The 16,917-nt window shown below is 60.1% G+C and carries 14 protein-coding genes and 1 tRNA gene; 11 read left to right on the forward strand and 4 right to left on the reverse strand.

The genetic code is table 11. The annotated features are described in order from the left end of the window. Positions 1 to 70: 70 nt before the first annotated feature. The 3 genes from ACILSR_RS04655 (at position 71) to ptsP (ending at position 3,991) form a co-directional block, all read left to right on the forward strand. Positions 71 to 1,153: a dienelactone hydrolase family protein gene (locus ACILSR_RS04655; RefSeq protein ID WP_395748563.1), complete on the forward strand. Its 1,083-nt coding sequence runs from the start codon at positions 71 to 73 to the stop codon at positions 1,151 to 1,153. A gap of 175 nt (positions 1,154 to 1,328) precedes the next feature. Next, entirely contained in the window at positions 1,329 to 2,177 is an 849-nt protein-coding gene (locus ACILSR_RS04660) for a tetratricopeptide repeat protein (RefSeq protein ID WP_395748564.1), read from the forward strand. Positions 2,178 to 2,230: 53 nt separating this feature from the next. Next, entirely contained in the window at positions 2,231 to 3,991 is a 1,761-nt protein-coding gene (gene ptsP, locus ACILSR_RS04665; protein WP_395748565.1) for a phosphoenolpyruvate--protein phosphotransferase, read from the forward strand. A gap of 131 nt (positions 3,992 to 4,122) precedes the next feature. Here ptsP and ACILSR_RS04670 read toward each other — a convergent pair whose 3' ends face one another. Continuing rightward, the gene (locus ACILSR_RS04670) at positions 4,123 to 4,866 is read right to left on the reverse strand and encodes a hypothetical protein (protein WP_395748566.1); all 744 of its coding nucleotides are present in this window, start codon (positions 4,864 to 4,866) and stop codon (positions 4,123 to 4,125) included. A 291-nt stretch (positions 4,867 to 5,157) separates the two neighbouring features. On the opposite strand from ACILSR_RS04670, the gene ACILSR_RS04675 reads away from it, so the two are divergent. Continuing rightward, positions 5,158 to 5,231 (forward strand) — tRNA-Gln (locus tag ACILSR_RS04675). Between the two features lie 17 nt (positions 5,232 to 5,248). Here the strand turns inward: ACILSR_RS04675 and ACILSR_RS04680 are convergent. Both ACILSR_RS04680 and ACILSR_RS04685 read right to left on the reverse strand, forming a co-directional pair. Beyond that, a complete protein-coding gene (locus ACILSR_RS04680) occupies positions 5,249 to 7,060 on the reverse strand; it encodes an MbnP family protein (RefSeq protein WP_395748567.1) in 1,812 nt (603 codons plus the stop codon). Between the two features lie 51 nt (positions 7,061 to 7,111). After that, positions 7,112 to 7,903: a PEP-CTERM sorting domain-containing protein gene (locus tag ACILSR_RS04685; protein ID WP_395748568.1), complete on the reverse strand. Its 792-nt coding sequence runs from the start codon at positions 7,901 to 7,903 to the stop codon at positions 7,112 to 7,114. 183 nt (positions 7,904 to 8,086) lie between these two features. Between ACILSR_RS04685 and ACILSR_RS04690 the strand changes: the two genes are divergently transcribed. From ACILSR_RS04690 to ACILSR_RS04715, 6 genes are all read left to right on the forward strand, one after another. Beyond that, on the forward strand, positions 8,087 to 9,127 hold the full coding sequence (locus ACILSR_RS04690) for a peptidylprolyl isomerase (RefSeq protein WP_395748569.1): 1,041 nt from the start codon (positions 8,087 to 8,089) through the stop codon (positions 9,125 to 9,127). Positions 9,128 to 9,135: 8 nt separating this feature from the next. Beyond that, on the forward strand, positions 9,136 to 9,963 hold the full coding sequence (locus tag ACILSR_RS04695; protein WP_395748570.1) for an NAD(P)-dependent oxidoreductase: 828 nt from the start codon (positions 9,136 to 9,138) through the stop codon (positions 9,961 to 9,963). A gap of 226 nt (positions 9,964 to 10,189) precedes the next feature. After that, positions 10,190 to 10,411, forward strand: coding sequence for a hypothetical protein (locus ACILSR_RS04700; RefSeq protein WP_395748571.1), 222 nt, complete (start codon positions 10,190 to 10,192; stop codon positions 10,409 to 10,411). Between the two features lie 108 nt (positions 10,412 to 10,519). Further along, on the forward strand, positions 10,520 to 11,812 hold the full coding sequence (locus ACILSR_RS04705) for a hypothetical protein (protein WP_395748572.1): 1,293 nt from the start codon (positions 10,520 to 10,522) through the stop codon (positions 11,810 to 11,812). Positions 11,813 to 11,863: 51 nt separating this feature from the next. Next, complete coding sequence (locus tag ACILSR_RS04710; RefSeq protein ID WP_395748573.1) at positions 11,864 to 12,739, forward strand: ThuA domain-containing protein; 876 nt, start codon at positions 11,864 to 11,866, stop codon at positions 12,737 to 12,739. Between the two features lie 28 nt (positions 12,740 to 12,767). Beyond that, complete coding sequence (locus tag ACILSR_RS04715; RefSeq protein ID WP_395748574.1) at positions 12,768 to 13,802, forward strand: YbhN family protein; 1,035 nt, start codon at positions 12,768 to 12,770, stop codon at positions 13,800 to 13,802. A 167-nt stretch (positions 13,803 to 13,969) separates the two neighbouring features. On the opposite strand, the gene mgtA is transcribed toward ACILSR_RS04715, so the two are convergent. After that, on the reverse strand, positions 13,970 to 16,495 hold the full coding sequence (mgtA, locus tag ACILSR_RS04720) for a magnesium-translocating P-type ATPase (protein WP_395748575.1): 2,526 nt from the start codon (positions 16,493 to 16,495) through the stop codon (positions 13,970 to 13,972). 156 nt (positions 16,496 to 16,651) lie between these two features. Between mgtA and ACILSR_RS04725 the strand changes: the two genes are divergently transcribed. Continuing rightward, positions 16,652 to 16,909: a hypothetical protein gene (locus ACILSR_RS04725; RefSeq protein ID WP_395748576.1), complete on the forward strand. Its 258-nt coding sequence runs from the start codon at positions 16,652 to 16,654 to the stop codon at positions 16,907 to 16,909. The last annotated feature ends 8 nt before the right edge of the window (positions 16,910 to 16,917 follow it).

The following is a 16,917-nucleotide window of genomic DNA, read 5'->3' on the forward strand; positions in this document are numbered from 1 at the left end:
GCGGCGGAAGAAATCAGCGCGCCTGCATGGAATCCGCGCAAACCGCCGTTCATCCCATACCAATCTCTCCATGAAACTTTCGCTCCTCCTCGGCATCCTCGCCTCGGCGCTCTTCACTCACGCAGAAGACCTCCCCTTCACCCAGGTCCCCGCCGAATTCGCCGGCCAGTTCTCTCCCGGCAAATCCCCCCTCATCTTCAACGACGGCTCCCCCGTCAAGACTCCTGCCGACTGGGCCAGGCGCCGCGCCGAGATTCTCGCCGGCTGGCACACCATCATGGGCGCGTGGCCTGCCGTCATCGAGCAGCCAAAGATCGAAGTGCTGGAGACCACCAAGAGGGAAGGGGACGTCACCCAGCGCAAGATCCGCATCGAAATCGCCCCCGGCCAGACCGGCCTCGGCTACCTCCTTCTCCCCGCCACCACCGGCAAACGCCCCGCCGTTTTCGTCCCCTACTACGATCCCGAAACCAGCGCCGGCCTCAGCGAGAAACCCCTGCGCGACTTCGCCTGGCAGCTCGCCCGCCGCGGCTTCGTCACCCTCTGCATCGGCTCCCCCGGTGGAGACGCCCGCAAGCCCGTCCTCAGCACCGTCGCCCACTGCCAGCCGCTTTCCTATCTCGGCTACATCAGCGCCAACATGTACCAGGCTCTTGCCTCCTTGCCCGAGGTCGATCCCGCTCGCGTTGGCATCGTCGGCCACTCCTACGGCGGCAAATGGTCTCTCTTCGGCTCCTGTCTCTGGGACAAATACGCCTGCGCTGTCTGGAGCGATCCCGGCATCATTTTCGACGAAACACGCGGCAGCATCAATTACCAGGAACCCTGGTACCTCGGCCTCGATCCCGCCCTCACTCGCAAGCCCGGCCTTGTCACCCCAGACAGCCCCCGTACCGGCGCCTATAAAACCCTTATCGAAAAAGGCCACGACCTCCAGGAACTCGAAGCTCTCATGGCCCCGCGTCCCTTCCTCGTCTCCGGAGGCGCCGAGGATCCCCCGAAGCGCTGGTCCGTCCTCAATCACTCCATCGCAGTCAATCAACTCCTTGGTACCTCCAGTCGCGTGGCCATGACCAACCGTGAAAAGCACGACCCCAACGAAGAATCGAACGAGCAAATCTACCGCTTCTTCGAATTCTGGCTCAAGCCATGAGAGAAGAGGGGCTCAAGTCGTCCCCCTCCAGAACTTAATACTTGAAACTTAAAACTTTAAACTGGGGCTTCCTCCCCCGAGTTTTGTGCTTTGGGCCAAACGCGGCACTTGACGGGAGGCGCCTCTGTCCACGAAGGTACGCGCCCGACCAACCGTTCCTTTTTTTGCCGAGAACATGCCCGAAACAACACCTTCTTCCGTCTCTGCCGATTCTGCCGTTCAAGCCGCCCTCTCAGCGGTGGAGGCACAGCGTGCTGCGGTGAAGGAGTTTCCTGGCAAGGCTCCCGCCTTCGCTCGGGCCCTGCTCGCTTTGGGCGATGCCCAGCGTGATGCCGGGGACGTTGCCGCCTCCGAAGCCGCCTACCGTGAAGCCCTCGACTTCGCGGCGGGTCACGAACTGCCCGGCGATGTGCTGGCCAGTCTGCGCACCAATCTCGCCACCCTGCTGGACTTCAGTGGCCGGGAGGCCGACTCGCTGCCCTTCTACGAAGAGGCCATCAGCAATCATGAAGCCCTCGGTGGGGAAAACGCCGAGGTCGCCGCGCAGCTCCGCAACAATCTCGCCATGACCTACAAGTGCATGGACAAGTTCGCTCTGGCTGAGCAGCACTACCTCCGTGCGCTGGAGACTCTGGAAAACAAGCGCGGACGCAGGTCCGAATCCGTCGCCTGCGTGTTCAACAATCTCGGCAGCCTCTACTACGCCGCCGGCTTTCCAGATCAGGCCCGCGAGATGTTTGAGGACGGCCTCCAGATCCGTGCGGAAGTCCTCGGAGAAAATCACCGCGATGTCGCCCAGTCCCTGTGCAATCTCGCCACCGCCTGCCATGAGCTGAAGGACAATGCCGCCGCGCAGCAGCACTTTGAAAAGAGCCTTTCCATCTTGGAATCTCAGCTCCCGCAGGAGTCCCGCAGCTATGAGGCCATCGCCACCGACTACATCGCCATGCTCGAGATCATTGGCGAGGAAGCCAAGGCCGAAGCCTTGAAAAAGCGCGTGGACAAAGTGCTTGCCTCAGTTTGATGCATGGTGGCGTTTGCCAAATGCTTTCTCCTCATGAAAGGTAGGCTCGGAAAATGAGTTCCCTCCCCCCGTTGCAAGAAAAAACCTGGACCGGCACCGCAGTGTCGAACGGGGTTGCGCATGCGGTCGTCCACGTCTTGAAGGATCATTTTGACGAGCCGGATGAGGACAGCATCGAGCCGGGAACCGAAGACCACCAGATGCAGCGCCTTCACGCCGCTCTCGCTGTCACCAGCAGGGAGATCGAGGAGCTTCAGCGCGTCATGGCCGGAGAGCAGGGCAGCGCCGAAAGCGAGATCTTCGAAACTCACCTCCTCATCCTTCAGGACACCACCATCCTGAAGCAGACGGAAAAGACCGTCCGCGAGCAGCGCGTCTGTGTGGACTGGGCCTACTACAAGCTCATGTGCAAGCACATGGACGCCCTCCGCGGCCTCTCGGACGCTTATCTGCGTGAGCGCTTTCTGGACGTCAAGGACGTCACCCACCGCGTCATGCGCCATCTCCGTGGCGAGCTTCTTGACCACCCCATGTTTGACGAGCCGGTCATCGTCGTCGCGCATGACCTGACTCCTTCGGACACCGTGCAGCTTGACCGCAGCAAGGTCCTCGGCTTCGCCCTGGAAACAGGCAGCGCCGTCTCCCATGCCGCCATCATCGCCCGCTCGCTCGCGCTCCCCGCCGTTGTCAAAATGCACGGCATCTGCGATGAACTGCACAGCGGCGACACGGTGCTGCTCGATGGAGAGGGCGGCCTTCTCATCAAAAATCCCAACGCCGAGACCCTCGCCCGCTATCGTCTGCGCGAGGAGCAGGCAGAGCGTCGTGAGGACGCCTTCCAGCTGGAGCGTCACAAGCCCTCGCTCACCAAATGCGGCACCGCCATCTGCGTCGGTGCCAATGCCGAGTTCATCGAAGAGATGAAGATCGTCGAGGACAGCGGTGCCGAGGAGGTGGGCCTTTTCCGCACCGAGTTTCTCCATTTGGAAAATCCGGATGCCACGGAGGACGAACTCGCCTCCGCCTACAGCCGTGTCGTTCAGTCCCAGGCCCCCAAGCGCGTCGTCTTCCGCACCCTCGACCTCGGTGGCGACAAGGTGGACGAGCGTCTCGCCGTCGATCCCGAGCCAAACCCTTTCCTCGGCTGGCGTGGCATTCGCCTTTCCCTGGGAAGGCAGGATCTGTTCAAGCGCCAGCTCCGTGCGCTCCTGCGTGCGGCCGTGCACGGTCGTGTCGGCATCATGTTTCCCATGGTTTCCGGTGTTCAGGAGGTCATTGATGCCAAGACCATCCTCAAAGACTGTGCCGAAGAGCTCACCAAAGAGGGCATTTACGTGCCGGAGGAGATTGAAATCGGCGCCATGATCGAGATCCCCAGCGCTGCTCTCTCTGCAGATCTGATCGCTGCCGAGGTGGACTTCCTCAGTCTCGGCACCAATGACCTCACTCAGTACACCATTGCCGTTGACCGCCTCAATGACCGCGTCGCCGCACTCTATCAGCCCGCTCATCCGGCCGTGCTCCGTTTGATCGGCATGTCCGTCAAAGCTGCGCGCGCCGCAGGCATCCGCATCGGCATCTGCGGGGAGATGGCTTCAGATCTCACCCTCACTCCGCTGATGATCGGACTCGGCCTGAACGAACTCAGCGTCGCCACCACTCAGATCGCCCGTGTTAAGCACGCCGTCCGCCGCCTTTCCGTTCCAGACTGCGAAGCCCTCGCCAAAACCGTCCTCAAATGTGCCAGCCCGGCCGAGATACGTGCTCTCAGCCGGGCCGTCGCTAATCGCTGCTACCCTGAATTGTTTGAGTAAAGAAGGCAGAGTTTACGATGGCTGAACAATCGTTGACCATGGTTGACGATTGTTAGCGCTGGATCGGAAATCGGTTTGGAAAACAACCGTCAACCATCGTCAACGACCGTAAACCACCGTCAACTCCGCTCTCACGCGGCCAGCTTCGTCTTCGCCTTCTTGACTGCTTTCACCGGCTTCGGCGCCATTGTGGGGCGGAAGGCATCGCCAAACAGATACTGGCGCGCGCTGTCCACCTGGCCCATCACGCGGCGCTGCCACTTGCTGAATTCCTTGCCCAGCCGCTCTTCGGCGTCTTCGATCTGCAGGGCGGTGTCCAGGCTCATGTGCTCGGTGCTCAGTTCCGCCTGGAAGTTGATCTCTGGAATGTGCAGTTCCACGGCTTCAAACATGTCCATCACCCGCGCTGCGTAGCTGGTGTCCCAGACTTTGTCGTCTTCGTCATAGCAGCTCGTCACCAGGTGGGCGATCAGGTATTCCGCATTGTCGGAATAGACTTCCGCCGCGTCCGTCACTGAGTCAAAGCTCTCGCGATCTGCCGTGACCGGCAGCACCACGGAGACAGCCACGCCCGCTGCCTGCAGCGTCATGTCCATCTCACAGCCTTGGTAGAATTTGTTGAAGTATTCTCCCAGTCCCGTGCTCACGTCCAGGATGGTCAGGGGAGAGGCATCGATGTGGTCAAGAAAGGTTCGCGGTGTCAGCGAACTCGCATCGAGGTTCGTGATCCCTTCCTGCGTCTGGGTGTCCTCTTCGGTCAGGGAGAGGCGTTGGTGGGAGACACCATACTGCTGAAGGTAGCGGTGAAAGCACAGAGCCAGGGTGCTCTTGCCGGTGCCGGGATAGTCGTTCTGGATGAGGATGAGCTTCTTCATAAGTTTATTCTGAATTACTCAACCATTATGTAAATTATAAAATATATTGCAAGAATAAATATTTCATATTTCCATAATTTCAGGAAAATCACACTTTACTGAAATCGGCGCAGCCAAGGAAAATCAAGGCCTCCAGCCTCAATCCTGCCCGGACTCGCAAAAGTCAGAAAAAACTTCCTTTCCCGCCGCTCAACCGGTGAAATAACCCTCAATTCGCCTCATTTCCGTCCGAAGCAGCCCTTGCACACCGCCAAAATGAGGCTCTAATGCACTCGCTCTCGGCGCACCTTCTACCCCGTGGTGTAATGGTAACACAGGAGATTTTGATTCTCTCGTTTAAGGTTCGAGTCCTTACGGGGTAACCATTCGCCGGGCGGTCGTCTCATCGCACGGCGGTGGCGGTGGCGGCGGCGGTGCCGGTAAAACTCTCATCCGTCAGCGTCTTCAAAAAGGCCACCAGATCCGCCTTCTCCTGCGCCGTGAGCTGAATGCCCTCTTCCGGATGCTTCGCCAGATTGGCGTCCAGCGTGCTCGTCTGTTTCACCCCGCGGCTGTAGTGCTCAACCACATCTTCCAGCGTGGCAAAGCGTCCGTCATGCATGTACGGCGCGGTCACCGCCACATTGCGCAGGCTCGGCGTCTTGAATTTTCCACGGTCCGCCTCGATTCCCGTCACCGCCATCCGCCCCAGATCATCCTCGCTCAGCTCCAGGCCATTGTTGGCAAATGGCTGGCTCGCAAACAGGGTGCCCCCGTGGCAGTGAAAGCAGTCCGCTCCCCGCAGCCCGCGCTTCGGGTCAAACTCCGTTACAAACAGTTTCAGCCCGCGCTTCTCGCTCTCCGTCAGCTCCGCCACCTTGCGTGCCGCCCGGTCAAAACGTGACTCCTGGGACACCAGCGTGAGGAGGTGCTGCTCCAGCGCCATCGCCACCCGCTCCGCCGTGATCTCCCGGCTGCCAAAGGCTTTCGCAAACGCCGCCACGCACGCCTCATCCGCGCTCAGTTTAGCGACCACATTTGGCATCGTCTCGTTCATCTCATGCTTGTCCTGGATCGGCATCAGTACCTGCTCGCGCAGTGTGGCCGCCCGCCCGTCCCAGAAGAATGCCTGCTGCCATGCCAGATTAAAAAGGGGCATCGCATTACGTTTCCCCACCTGCTGCTCTGCCCCCACGCTGAACCTTCGTGCATCCGCAAAAGCATGCGTCTGGTCATGGCATGCCGAGCATGACTGCGTGCCGTTGCTGGACAGCCGCTTGTCATGAAACAGCTGCCTTCCCAGCGCCACGCCTTCCTCCGTCAGTGGATTGTCCGCCGGCAGTTTCACCTGCGGAAAGCGCTGCGTCATCGGCGGTGTCAGCGCGTGCGACCCGGAGGGCAGGGGGGCGGGCGCGCTGGTATAGGCTGGTAGTTGATACACGTCATGGCTCACGCTGCGCACCCGAAATGCACGCTCGATGTTCCGCTTCACCTTCGCCGCTGCTTCATCGCCTTCCCGCGAGTGCGTCGAGCTCCCGTCTTTCACAAAGTCCATCCCCGCCAGCACGCGCTCCAGGTCCATTTCCAGCCCCACCGTCAGCGGCCGCCCTCCGCGAAACTCCACCGCCACCTCCACCGTCATCAGCTGCGGCGCATTCGCGATGTGATATGAAAATCCATCTTCCTTTCCCCCATTCATCCAGCGCCCCTCCAGAGCCATAAAAATGTACCCGCCCTGCCACCCCCAGTGCAGCCCGTTCACCTGCGGGTTCAGCGCATCATCCGGCGCATGCTGGTTCGGGTTCGCCTTGTTCGTCGCCTCATCCACTCCAATCCGGAAGCGCAGGCCTCGGTACTCACCTTCCGGCACCCCCGATCCCTTGGCCGTCAGCCTTCCCGCTCCTGCGCTCAGGCAGGCAAACCAGTCGCGAGACTCCACCCACGTCCCGTCCTTCCTCTGCAGCGCCAGTCCCGAAAGCAGACAGTCGATCCGCGTCATCCTTGCCTGAGCTTTCTCGCCTCCGCTCAGCACCGGCACCATCCACTCATCCATCCTCAATCTTTCCCCGTTCACCACAGGTGTGATCTCAAGCCTCATCTCCTGTCCCTTGGCGGCGCCCGCCAGCGCCAGCGCCGCTCCGCACACCGCCAGTACCTTCATCCAAGAGGCCATCCACACCCGAAAAAACAGAGTCGTGGTGGCTTCCAGGTGCATAAAACCATGCTGGGACTGACTCAGCGCCTTGTGCGCTCTTTCAAACTCCAATCAATTCATCCGCCCGCGACGACGCAGCATCAGCGCGATCCCAAAGCAGGCGATCAGCATCGCACTGCCAGGTTCCGGCACCGGGGCAAAGGACCCGATCACCAGTCCGTCCTGCCAGTTGTTTGGGTCGTTCTCTGGCAAAAAGGTGTTCACCGTGAAGTACCCGTGCTCCGCAGTGTACGTGGAGAAATAGCCCGCGCCATCTTTTGCCGCCACGTCGCTCAGGATGCTCTGGAAGATCGCAGACCGGGCGTCACCCACGGCCGTTCCCAGCCCGCTGTTGTAGTCCACGTAGTCGCTCATGTCGGTGAAGTCCGACTTCGGCTCCTTGCCTTCCGTTTCCGCCAGGAAATTCACCACCGCATACATCGCGTTGAAGAACGGGTCGTTGTTGCCAAAGTTATGGTAGTCTCCGCTCTGCTCTGTAAAGCGGCCGGACGCCCCGGACAGCGTGTCCCACGGCAGGTACTTGTCGAGCACGTACTCCATCACAGAGATCTGCTTGGGGATGATGCTCGCGTAGAAAAAGGGATCAGACTGGTAGATGCTGTTGCGCTCGGTGTTCTGCACCGTCCAGCCATCCTGAAACGACAGCGTCTGCGCCGTGATCGTCTGATTGCTCAGCGCGGGCGGCCCAGGCTCGATGCACAGCCACCAGTACGTCTGCCCGTCGATCACATATTCGCCGATGGAGTTCCCATTATTATCCAACCCCTGCACGGTCACCGTGTCAGCCGATGCTGTGGCCAGGGTGGCCACAAAAACCAGAGAGATAAGCTTTGGAAAGGTCATGATGGTATGAAAGTTATGGCTAAGTCTAATTAAATCTAGGTTTAATTTGATGATATACATAAAATTTACAATCCATTCAGTGGGTTGAATATTTAGAGCGCTTAACAATCAAGAACAGTCCCAGCTCCGCTCGCCCTCCGCCTCGACTTGCCTTCCCCGGCGGCGCTCGTACTCTGCCCCCAGATGCCCCGCCTCTCCCAGCGCATTACCCAGCCTTTGGTGGTCTTGCTCTTTCTTCTCGGCTGCTTTCTCGCCGCCCTGATTGTTTTTCAATACCCATCCCGCCCGAACTTCACCTTGGCTGCGGTGGTGAAGGACCAGCCCATCACCCTCCCGGATTTCGAGGCTGCCATCCGCGATCACCTCTGGCGCCACAATCAATCCTGGCCGGAGCACAGTCCTGAATCTCGCCGGCAAATCCGTTCGCAGGTTCTGGAGTCCTTGGTCAACGACCGCCTCATCCGGTCTTTCCGTCTCGCGGACCTCGCGCCCGCCTCTCTTCCGAAGACCGCCTCGAAACGCGAGGCGGACATGCACCAGCGCCAGTTTGTCGATCTAGCAGACCTCTCCAGGCGCCTCGCCGCTCAGCACCTCTCCTCCAAAGCCTTCGACGCCGAGATTGAGCAACGGCTGCTCGATGAGGCCTGGATCACCCGCCAGATCCAGCCCCGCCTCAGGGCCGTCACCCGCTCGGAATCCATCGCCTGGTATGACCGGCACAAGGAATCCCTCCGCATCCCCCGGGCCTTCCATGCCGCGCATCTCTTTCTCACCCGGCACGACTCCGCAAAGAAGGACCGCGAGTCCGAGATTCGCCAGATCTACCGTCAGCTGCTCGCCAAAGAAAAAACCTTTGCCCAGCTCACCGCCCAATATTCAGAGGACGACCGCACCAAAGCCCTCGGCGGCGACCTCGGCTGGTTCACCCATCAGCGCATGCCTGCGGACTTCATCGCCGCCCTGTCAAACCTGCAGCCCGGCCAGATCAGCTCGCCCGTTCAGACCCGCCTCGGCTGGCACATCATTCTCCTCTTGGAACGCCACGAGTCACGTCTGCCATCCTTCGAGGAGGCACAGTCAGAGATCACCGCGCACCTCACCACCTCCCAGCGTGAAGACGCCGTGCGCCTCCTCCTCGCTGACCTCCGCCAGAGCGCAGACACCCCCACACCCTCGGTGATTTATGACGCCGCGGTCATTGACCGCGCCATCCCTGCGCCCTAAATGCCGCCATGAAATCAAACGTTGGCATTCTCGGTCTCGGCATCATCGGCAGTCGTGTGGCGGAAAACCTGCGCAAAGCAGGGCACGAAGTTTTCGTCTGGAGCCGCAGCGCCCGTCCCGTGCCAAACTTCCTCTCCTCCCCTCACGAGGTCGCCGAGGCCGCTGGCATCATTCAGATCTTTGTGCGCGACAGTGCCGCCCTCCTCGAAGCCATCGAGGACATGAAGCCCGCTCTCAAGTCCGGCCACCTCGTCATGAATCACGCCACCGTCAGCAAGGCCGCCACCCTTGAGGCCGCAAAGCTCGTTGAGGAAACCGGTGCCGCCTTTCTCGATGCTCCCTTCACCGGCAGCAAAATGGCCGCTCAAAACGGCAAGCTCAGCTACTACATCGGCGGCAGCGATCTCCTCCTTGAGCGCGCCCGTCCCGTTCTTGAAGCCAGCGCCGCCAAAATCATTCCCCTCGGCGCCGTCGGCGAAGCCATGGTGCTCAAGATCGTTACCAATCTCGTCTCCGCCGTCATCGTCGAAGCCGTCTCCGAAGCCGCTGACATCACCAAGGCCAACGGCATCCCCCTCGAACGCCTTCTCACCGCGTTGGAGTCGAACGCCAACTTCTCCACTCTCATCGGCATGAAGCTCCCCGCCATCATCAAAAGCGAATTCGAGCCCCACTTCGCCCTCGTCAACATGCTCAAGGACGCCGACTTCGCCCGCGAACTCGCCGCCGAATCCAAGCTCAGCACCCCCGCCCTCGACTGCACCGCCGCCGCCATGCGCTCCGCCCTCGAAGCCGGCAAAGGCGACCTCGATTTCAGCGTCATCGGCCAGCGCTAACCAACTCTCGAAAACACCCTTCGTCTTGAAGTCGTCCTCGTCCTCCTACTCGAACTCGTCCTCGATCAAAGCGCTCAGCCTCAAGCTCCAGCTTTAAAGTCACAAGCCCCTCCGCCTTTGCGCAAGCTTCTTCGTGCGTAGTTCGGGCTTCAGCCCGCTCCGGTCTCCGGCTCATCTTCTTCGTATTGTAGTGCCGGCTTTAACCGGTCTCTCCCCACCCAGCCCGATGAGCCCCCGCCTCTATCTCCTCTTCCTCTTCACCGCGCTCACCACCCTCCTGCGCGCCCACGACACCCCATCTCCCTCCACCCCCACCACCGACCGCCTCAAAGTCCTCGTCTTCTCCGCCACCACATCCTCGAAGGCATCCGCTGGGCCGCGTCAGCAAAGTAGCCCAGTTGCTGTGCAACTGGGACCACCTCCCTCACTCCCCACATCGGTTGTTTAAGAAGAGAGGCATCAGGTCATGGCTTCCTGTCTGATTTTTCCGTTTGTTCCGTGTGTGCCGTAGGCCGTCATCTCCGTTTCTTCCCTGCATTTCTCATTCACAAATTTCATGATCTCACCATGCACTCTCCTCGCCGCCCTCCTGCTCTCATTAACCAGCGCTGCATTCGCTACGGATGACTCTGTCCTCTGGGACCTCGCCAAAAACGACATCCCCGCCGCCCAGCAATCCGGTACCATCGAAAAAACAAACGGCACCATCAAGCTCCGCGACGGCTACGCATTCGCCGTCCCAGCGGCTGCCTTTCCCGACCAGAAAAACTTCACCGTGCAGGTCACCCTCTCGCTCGATGCCCTGGTGCAGGACTCCGTCTTCACCCTCATGAACAAACAGGGCACCGCCCAGGACGACGGCTTCGCCATGTTCTTCAACTACAAGGACAAACCCTACTACGCCCGTCAGGTGAACTCCGTCGTGAACAAGATCCTCATGGTCGGCGGTTCACTCAATGGTCGCAACGAGCCTGAGATCAACAAACCCGTCACGTTCACCATGGCCGTCCGCAGCGGCCTCGCGACCTTCTACATCGATGACGCCCCCGTCAAAAAATGCTTCATGGAGCTCGTCCCCAATGGCGAACCCATGTGGATCGGTCGCAACGACAACGCCAAGTCCAAGACCATGCCCGTCACCATCCATGACGTGAAAGTCTTCGGCTCTGCTTACAAATACGTTTCCAAAAAGGAGCAGTTCGGCGAGTTCCCTCGCGGCGCCGTCGCCGGCAAAGGCTGGGCGCTCGATGTCCCGAAAATCGAGCATCCCGAATGGCCCAAGGTGCTGATCTACGGAGACTCCATCTCCGGCGGTTACAGCGGCCATTTCATTCCCGCAATGCTCAAGCAGCACGTCTATGTCTTCCACTGCGTCCACTTCGTCGGTGGCGATGTCCCCGAGCAGGCCCTCACCGAAATGGCCGCCCGCTTCAAGTTCGACGCCATCGTCTTCAACAACGGCCTCCACTCCCTCGGCTGGACTCCCGACAAAGTCCCCGATGCCCTCGTTCTCGACCGCATGCAGAAGCTCACCCGCTGTTTTAAAAACGGCGCGCCGCAGGCCAAAATCTTCTACCTCCTCACCACGCCACACACCGCCGCGCGTCCATCACCTGACAAACCGGTCACCGCCTTCGGCGACAAAAACGAGATCGTCCTCCGCCTCAACACCCTCTCCTCCCAGATCATGAAGCAGGAGAGCGTCGAAATCATCGACGCCTACGCCCTCCTCGCTGCTCACCTCGAACTCGCCGCCGGCGACAACTTCCACTGGCAGACACCAGCCTACCAGCTCCTCAGCCAGCAAATCGCCGACCATGTGCTGCCAGCAGTGGGGAAGGGGAAATAATAGAATCAAAGACCACAAGGAGCACTCACGATGAAATGGATCCTCTTCCTAATGACCGCACTGTTTCTGCCAGCGCTGCAAGCATCAGATCGCATTCGCATCCTGGTCTGGGACGAGCAGCAGCCCGAGCAAAAGCAGGCCTACGGCGAAAAGTTCCTCGGCGAGACCATTGCCGCGCATTTGGAGCAGCTTCCCGATCTCGTGGTGAAAAATGCCCGGCTCGAAGACCCAGACCAAGGCCTGAGCGATGCCACCTTGGACGCAACAGACGTCCTCATCTTCTGGAGTCACCGTCGTGCAAAAGAGCAGAATGACGACCGCATGGAGGCTGTGGTGAAGCGCGTCATGCAGGGCAGGCTCGCTTTGATCAGCCTGCACTCCGCCCATTGGTCCAAGCCCTTCGTTCGTCTCATGCAGGAGCGGGCTAAGGAAGATGCCATCAAATCGCTGCCCGAAAGCGAGCGCGGTTCTGCTCAGTGGGAGTTCAGCAATGCGACCCCCTATTACCAGGGCGTCGGCCGCGCAGCCCGCATCACACCGTTTGTTGAGAAGTTGGATGGCCAGGTTTACAAGCTCACCCTGCCGGCCTGTGTTTTCCCCATGTATCGAAATGACGGCGCTCCCTCCCACGTCACCACGCTGCTGCCCCGTCATCCCATCGCAGCCGGTCTGCCCGCTCAGTGGGACATTCCCCGCACCGAGATGTATGCCGAGCCATTTCACGTCCCCGCGCCAGATGAGGTCGTGTTTGAAGAGAAGTGGGACAAAGGCGAGCACTTCCGCAGCGGATGCGTTTGGAAAGTAGGCCGCGGCCGCGTCTTCTACTTCCGCCCCGGCCACGAGACCTACCCCGTCTTCAAGCATGCCGAGACCCTCCTCGTCTTGGAGAATGCATTGCGCTGGCTGGCACCCGGAGCTGCCAAATAAAACCGCCCGGGGCTAAACGCGATAAAACATGTCTGAACAGCCGTCTCCCGACGATCCTCAAGACTCCCTGCTGGACTCAGAAGTAAAGCCATCCTCCACGCCATGGCTCGTCTGGCTTTTGGGTGCTGCGGCATGCGCGGCACTCATTCTCGTGGTGACTCATCTCACCGAAGAGGAGGAGTTTCTTCAGCTCCTGCGGCAGATCGACATCGTCTGGCTGGGCCTTGCACTGGTGCTGCAATCCCTCACCTACCTCCTCCAGGGCATCGTCTGGCGTGTGGTGGCCGCAGTTCGTGGCCAGCGCTTGTCATTGGGCAAATCCTTCGAGCTCAGCCTGGCCATGCTTTTTGTGGACCAGGCCCTCCCCACCGGCGGCATTAGCGGTGTCGCCGTCGTCTCCGGCGCGCTGTCCCGCATGGGTATGCCACGTGCGGTCGTGGCCTCCGCCGTTCTCGTGGACGTGGCCATGTATCACCTCGCGTATGCCTCCTGCATGGCGCTCGCCCTCGGTGTCACATTATACCACGCCTATTTGCCGCTCTGGGTGGACATCGCCATGCTCGTCTTTGTGCTCGTCGAGTTTGGCGTCTCTGCCTTCCTCATCTTCCTTCCCAGCGGCGGCACCGTGTGGGTGAAGGCAAAGCTGCGCCGCTTCGCTAAACTGACCCGCCTTCTCCAGTGGGTGGAGCACGCTCCATCCGGCTCCTTCCACAATCGCCGCGTGCTCCTCCTCGCCTTCTCCATGCACGCGCTCATCTTCGTGCTGGATGCCGCCACCATCTGGGTTGCGGCACGCGCTCTCGGCTTCGCTGCTTCCTCCAGCGGCGTCTTCTCCTCCTTCATGGCCTCAAACCTCTTTCGCACCATCGGCATCATTCCCGGCGGACTAGGCACCTTTGAGACCGCCTCGGTGATGTCCTTGCGCAGCATTGGCATGCCACTTTCAGTTGGTCTTTCAGCCACGCTTCTCTTCCGTGGCCTCAGTTTCTGGCTGCCCATGATCCCCGGCCTCGTCTGCTCACGTCGTCTTCTAGACCAGGGCTCGAAAAGATTGTCATATTGAACCGGCGAGCGCAGCGGCCCCAGTGGCAAGGCGGGAGCGCCGTCTGCTATTGAAGAATAGCAGGCAAGCGACTAACGCAGCCAATGGGGCCGCTCCGCCGCCCGGGCAATGTGACAAGATTTTTGAGAGTTGGTCTAAAAAAAACAACGTGAGCCATCGGCTTGAACTCAGCGCGCCGGCGCTCCTGCTCGTTCCAGTTTCGCGAACATCACCCTTTTCACCACCTCGCTCGTCAGCAAATACAGCAGCGTGATGCTCACCAGCGTCAGCATGAAATGCCAGGGCAGGGGAACCAGCCCAAACAAAGCTCCCAGCGGCGTGTAAGGCAGCACCACCACGCTTCCCGCCACTGACAGCGTGGCGATTCTGAGGATCCGCCCCGGCCTGCTTTTGAAAATCGAGCGATGCGTGCGTATCACCATCACGATGAACATCTGCGTCAGCACCGATTCAATGAACCATCCCGTCTGAAACTGCGCTTCGCTCGCATGCAGCATCAGCAGCAGCGCCCCGAAGGTGAGATAATCAAACACCGAACTCACCAGCCCAAAGGCGACCATGAAACGCCGGATGAACTTCTGATCCCAGCGCCGTGGCTTCAGCGCCTGCTCAGGATCCACACTGTCCGTGGCAATCGTCAGGGCTGGAAGGTCCGAAAGAAAATTGTTCAGCAAAATCTGCTTCGGCAGCAGTGGCAAAAATGGCAGAAACAGCGAAGCCCCCGCCATGCTGAACATGTTCCCAAAGTTCGCACTCGTGGCGATGAAAATGTACTTCAGCGTGTTCGCAAACGTGATGCGCCCGTTGCGCACCCCGCGCGCCAGCACACCCAGGTCATGCCGCAGCAGCACGATGTCCGCCGCCTCCTTCGCCACATCCACCGCGCCATCCACGGAGATCCCCACATCCGCCGCATGCAGCGCCGAGGCATCATTGATGCCATCGCCCAGATACCCCACCACATGCCCCGCCTTGCGCAGCGCGATCAGGATTCGCTCCTTCTGGTTCGGCTCCGTCTCCGCAAAGATGTCCACCTCGCTCACTCGGTTGATCAGCGCGGCGTCGTTCATCTTGTGCAGATCATCCCCCGTCAGTACCTCCGGCCTCGCAATCCCCATCAGCGTGCCCAGACGTTGGGCTACAAAGCGGTTGTCTCCTGTGATCACCTTGAAGTCCACTCCCAGCTGCCGCAGCTCCTGGATCGCTTCAGCAGCCCCCGCTTTCGGCGGATCTTCAAACAGCAGAAACCCGGTGAAGGTCATGTCCACTTCATCATCTTTGTTGATCACCGGATCATCCGTGACATCACGCGTGGCCAGCCCCAGCACCCGATGCCCCTCATTGCTGTAATCAGCAAACCGCTGCTGCAAGGCCGCATGAAAATCCGCCATCGGCTTGTCCCCTTCAGTCGTCGCCACCTGGGTGCACACCGCCAGCACATTGGCAAACGCACCCTTCGTGATCATTACATGCCGCCGTGCCGCATCTGCATCCTCCACCACCACGCTCAGCCGCTTGCGGATGAAGTCATACGGCACTTCGTCAAATTTCGTGTAGCCTCTCAGCTCAGCATGCGCTTCGGCGCGCAGCGCCGCGTCGATTGGGTTGGTGAATCCGCTCTCAAAAGTTGCATTGAGAATGCCGTGCAGCCTCACCGCATCGCTTTCATTCCCCTTCGCATCATACGCCCCCAGCAGCTTCACCCGGCCTTCCGTCAGCGTTCCCGTCTTGTCAGAGCACAGCACGTTCATGCTGCCAAAATTTTCAATCGAGGACAGCCGGCGCACGATCACCTGGTCCTCCGCCATGCGCTTCGCACCGCGTGCCAGCGTGATGCTCACGATCGCCGGCAGAAGCTCGGGCGTCATGCCCACCGCCAGCGCCAGCGCAAACAGGAACGCATCGAGCACCGGTCGGTGAAAAAACACGTTGATTCCAAAAATGGTGATCACAAAAATCAGCGTCACCTTGATCAGCATCTCGCCAAAGCGCCGCAGCCCGCGCTCAAAATCCGTTTCAGGTGCGCGCAGCTTCAGCCGCTCGGAGATGCTGCCAAACTCCGTTTCCGCTCCCGTGTGCACCACCAGCACCCGCGCCGTGCCGCTGACCACGTGTGTGCCTTCAAACACCGCGTTATAGCGTTCGCTCTGCCTCGCATCCGCTGCCACGACCCCGACCTTTTTCTCTGCCGGATAGCTTTCACCGGTCAGGGCGGATTCATCCACAAACAAGTCCTTGGACTCAATCAGCAGCCCGTCGCCCGGAATCGTATCACCCGCGCTCAGCATCACCACGTCACCCGGAACGATTCGGTTCATCGGCAGCTCGATCTTCTTTCCATCGCGCAGCACGCTGGCCTTTGCCTGGATCACCGCCAGCAGCGCCGCCACCGCATTCGCCGCCCGGTATTCCTGCCAGAAGCCCAGCAGCGTGCTCATCAGCACCACTGTCGAGACGATCACCACATCCATCTTGTCTCCCACAAACGCGGAGATCGTCATCGCCACCAGCAGCAGGATCACCAGCGGACTGCGGAACTGGCTCAGCAGCAGCCGCCATGCTCCACCGCCAGCGCATCGCTTTCTGCCCTGCGCATTCGCCAGCCGTTCGCCCGCTTCGGCGCTCGTAAGCCCTTCGTTCCGTGAGCGGACCTGCTTCATGGCGGCATCGGGAGAGAGCAGGTGAAACTTCATGCCTCATTTCTCCGGCCGGAATGCGTTGTGGCAATATCAATTCAAAACCATTCCTTTCATCGCACTACTGGAATCCAGTAGCTCCGATCGCGAAAGATTGCCCATGGACAGCGGCCCCTGCTCCAACGTGAATGCTGGCTGCACCTCCCTCCGGCGATGAACCCGCACGCCACCAACTTGGAATGCTCCCTGGTCTGTCCCCTGCACGACACCTGCACCTGCCTGCGGCATCTGGTGCACCATAGCGTGCTGTCAGGTGGTCATCTCGGCGGTTCTCAGCTCTCTGGCGTGATGTCCTTGTACTATCCGCAGCCGCTGCCTCCCTGCGTTCATTCAGACGGCACCTTGCATTGGAATGAAGCGGACTCAGACCTCGATGAAGTCCCATGGCAGGGAGACGCCCCCGCTTTGTGACTCCCCGC

Origin of the sequence: Prosthecobacter sp. (genome assembly GCF_044222565.1) — a bacterium.
Taxonomy (GTDB): Bacteria; Verrucomicrobiota; Verrucomicrobiia; order Verrucomicrobiales; family Verrucomicrobiaceae; genus Prosthecobacter.

What these genes read in the sequence shown, in the direction of transcription:
- ACILSR_RS04655 (WP_395748563.1), top strand. Translation starts at nt 71, where the DNA reads ATGAAACTTTCGCTCCTCCTCGGCATCCTCGCCTCGGCGCTCTTCACT.
- ACILSR_RS04660 (WP_395748564.1), top strand. Translation starts at nt 1,329, where the DNA reads ATGCCCGAAACAACACCTTCTTCCGTCTCTGCCGATTCTGCCGTTCAA.
- ptsP (WP_395748565.1), top strand. Translation starts at nt 2,231, where the DNA reads ATGAGTTCCCTCCCCCCGTTGCAAGAAAAAACCTGGACCGGCACCGCA.
- ACILSR_RS04670 (WP_395748566.1), bottom strand. Translation starts at nt 4,866, where the DNA reads ATGAAGAAGCTCATCCTCATCCAGAACGACTATCCCGGCACCGGCAAG.
- ACILSR_RS04680 (WP_395748567.1), bottom strand. Translation starts at nt 7,060, where the DNA reads ATGCACCTGGAAGCCACCACGACTCTGTTTTTTCGGGTGTGGATGGCC.
- ACILSR_RS04685 (WP_395748568.1), bottom strand. Translation starts at nt 7,903, where the DNA reads ATGACCTTTCCAAAGCTTATCTCTCTGGTTTTTGTGGCCACCCTGGCC.
- ACILSR_RS04690 (WP_395748569.1), top strand. Translation starts at nt 8,087, where the DNA reads ATGCCCCGCCTCTCCCAGCGCATTACCCAGCCTTTGGTGGTCTTGCTC.
- ACILSR_RS04695 (WP_395748570.1), top strand. Translation starts at nt 9,136, where the DNA reads ATGAAATCAAACGTTGGCATTCTCGGTCTCGGCATCATCGGCAGTCGT.
- ACILSR_RS04700 (WP_395748571.1), top strand. Translation starts at nt 10,190, where the DNA reads ATGAGCCCCCGCCTCTATCTCCTCTTCCTCTTCACCGCGCTCACCACC.
- ACILSR_RS04705 (WP_395748572.1), top strand. Translation starts at nt 10,520, where the DNA reads ATGATCTCACCATGCACTCTCCTCGCCGCCCTCCTGCTCTCATTAACC.
- ACILSR_RS04710 (WP_395748573.1), top strand. Translation starts at nt 11,864, where the DNA reads ATGACCGCACTGTTTCTGCCAGCGCTGCAAGCATCAGATCGCATTCGC.
- ACILSR_RS04715 (WP_395748574.1), top strand. Translation starts at nt 12,768, where the DNA reads ATGTCTGAACAGCCGTCTCCCGACGATCCTCAAGACTCCCTGCTGGAC.
- mgtA (WP_395748575.1), bottom strand. Translation starts at nt 16,495, where the DNA reads ATGAAGTTTCACCTGCTCTCTCCCGATGCCGCCATGAAGCAGGTCCGC.
- ACILSR_RS04725 (WP_395748576.1), top strand. Translation starts at nt 16,652, where the DNA reads ATGAACCCGCACGCCACCAACTTGGAATGCTCCCTGGTCTGTCCCCTG.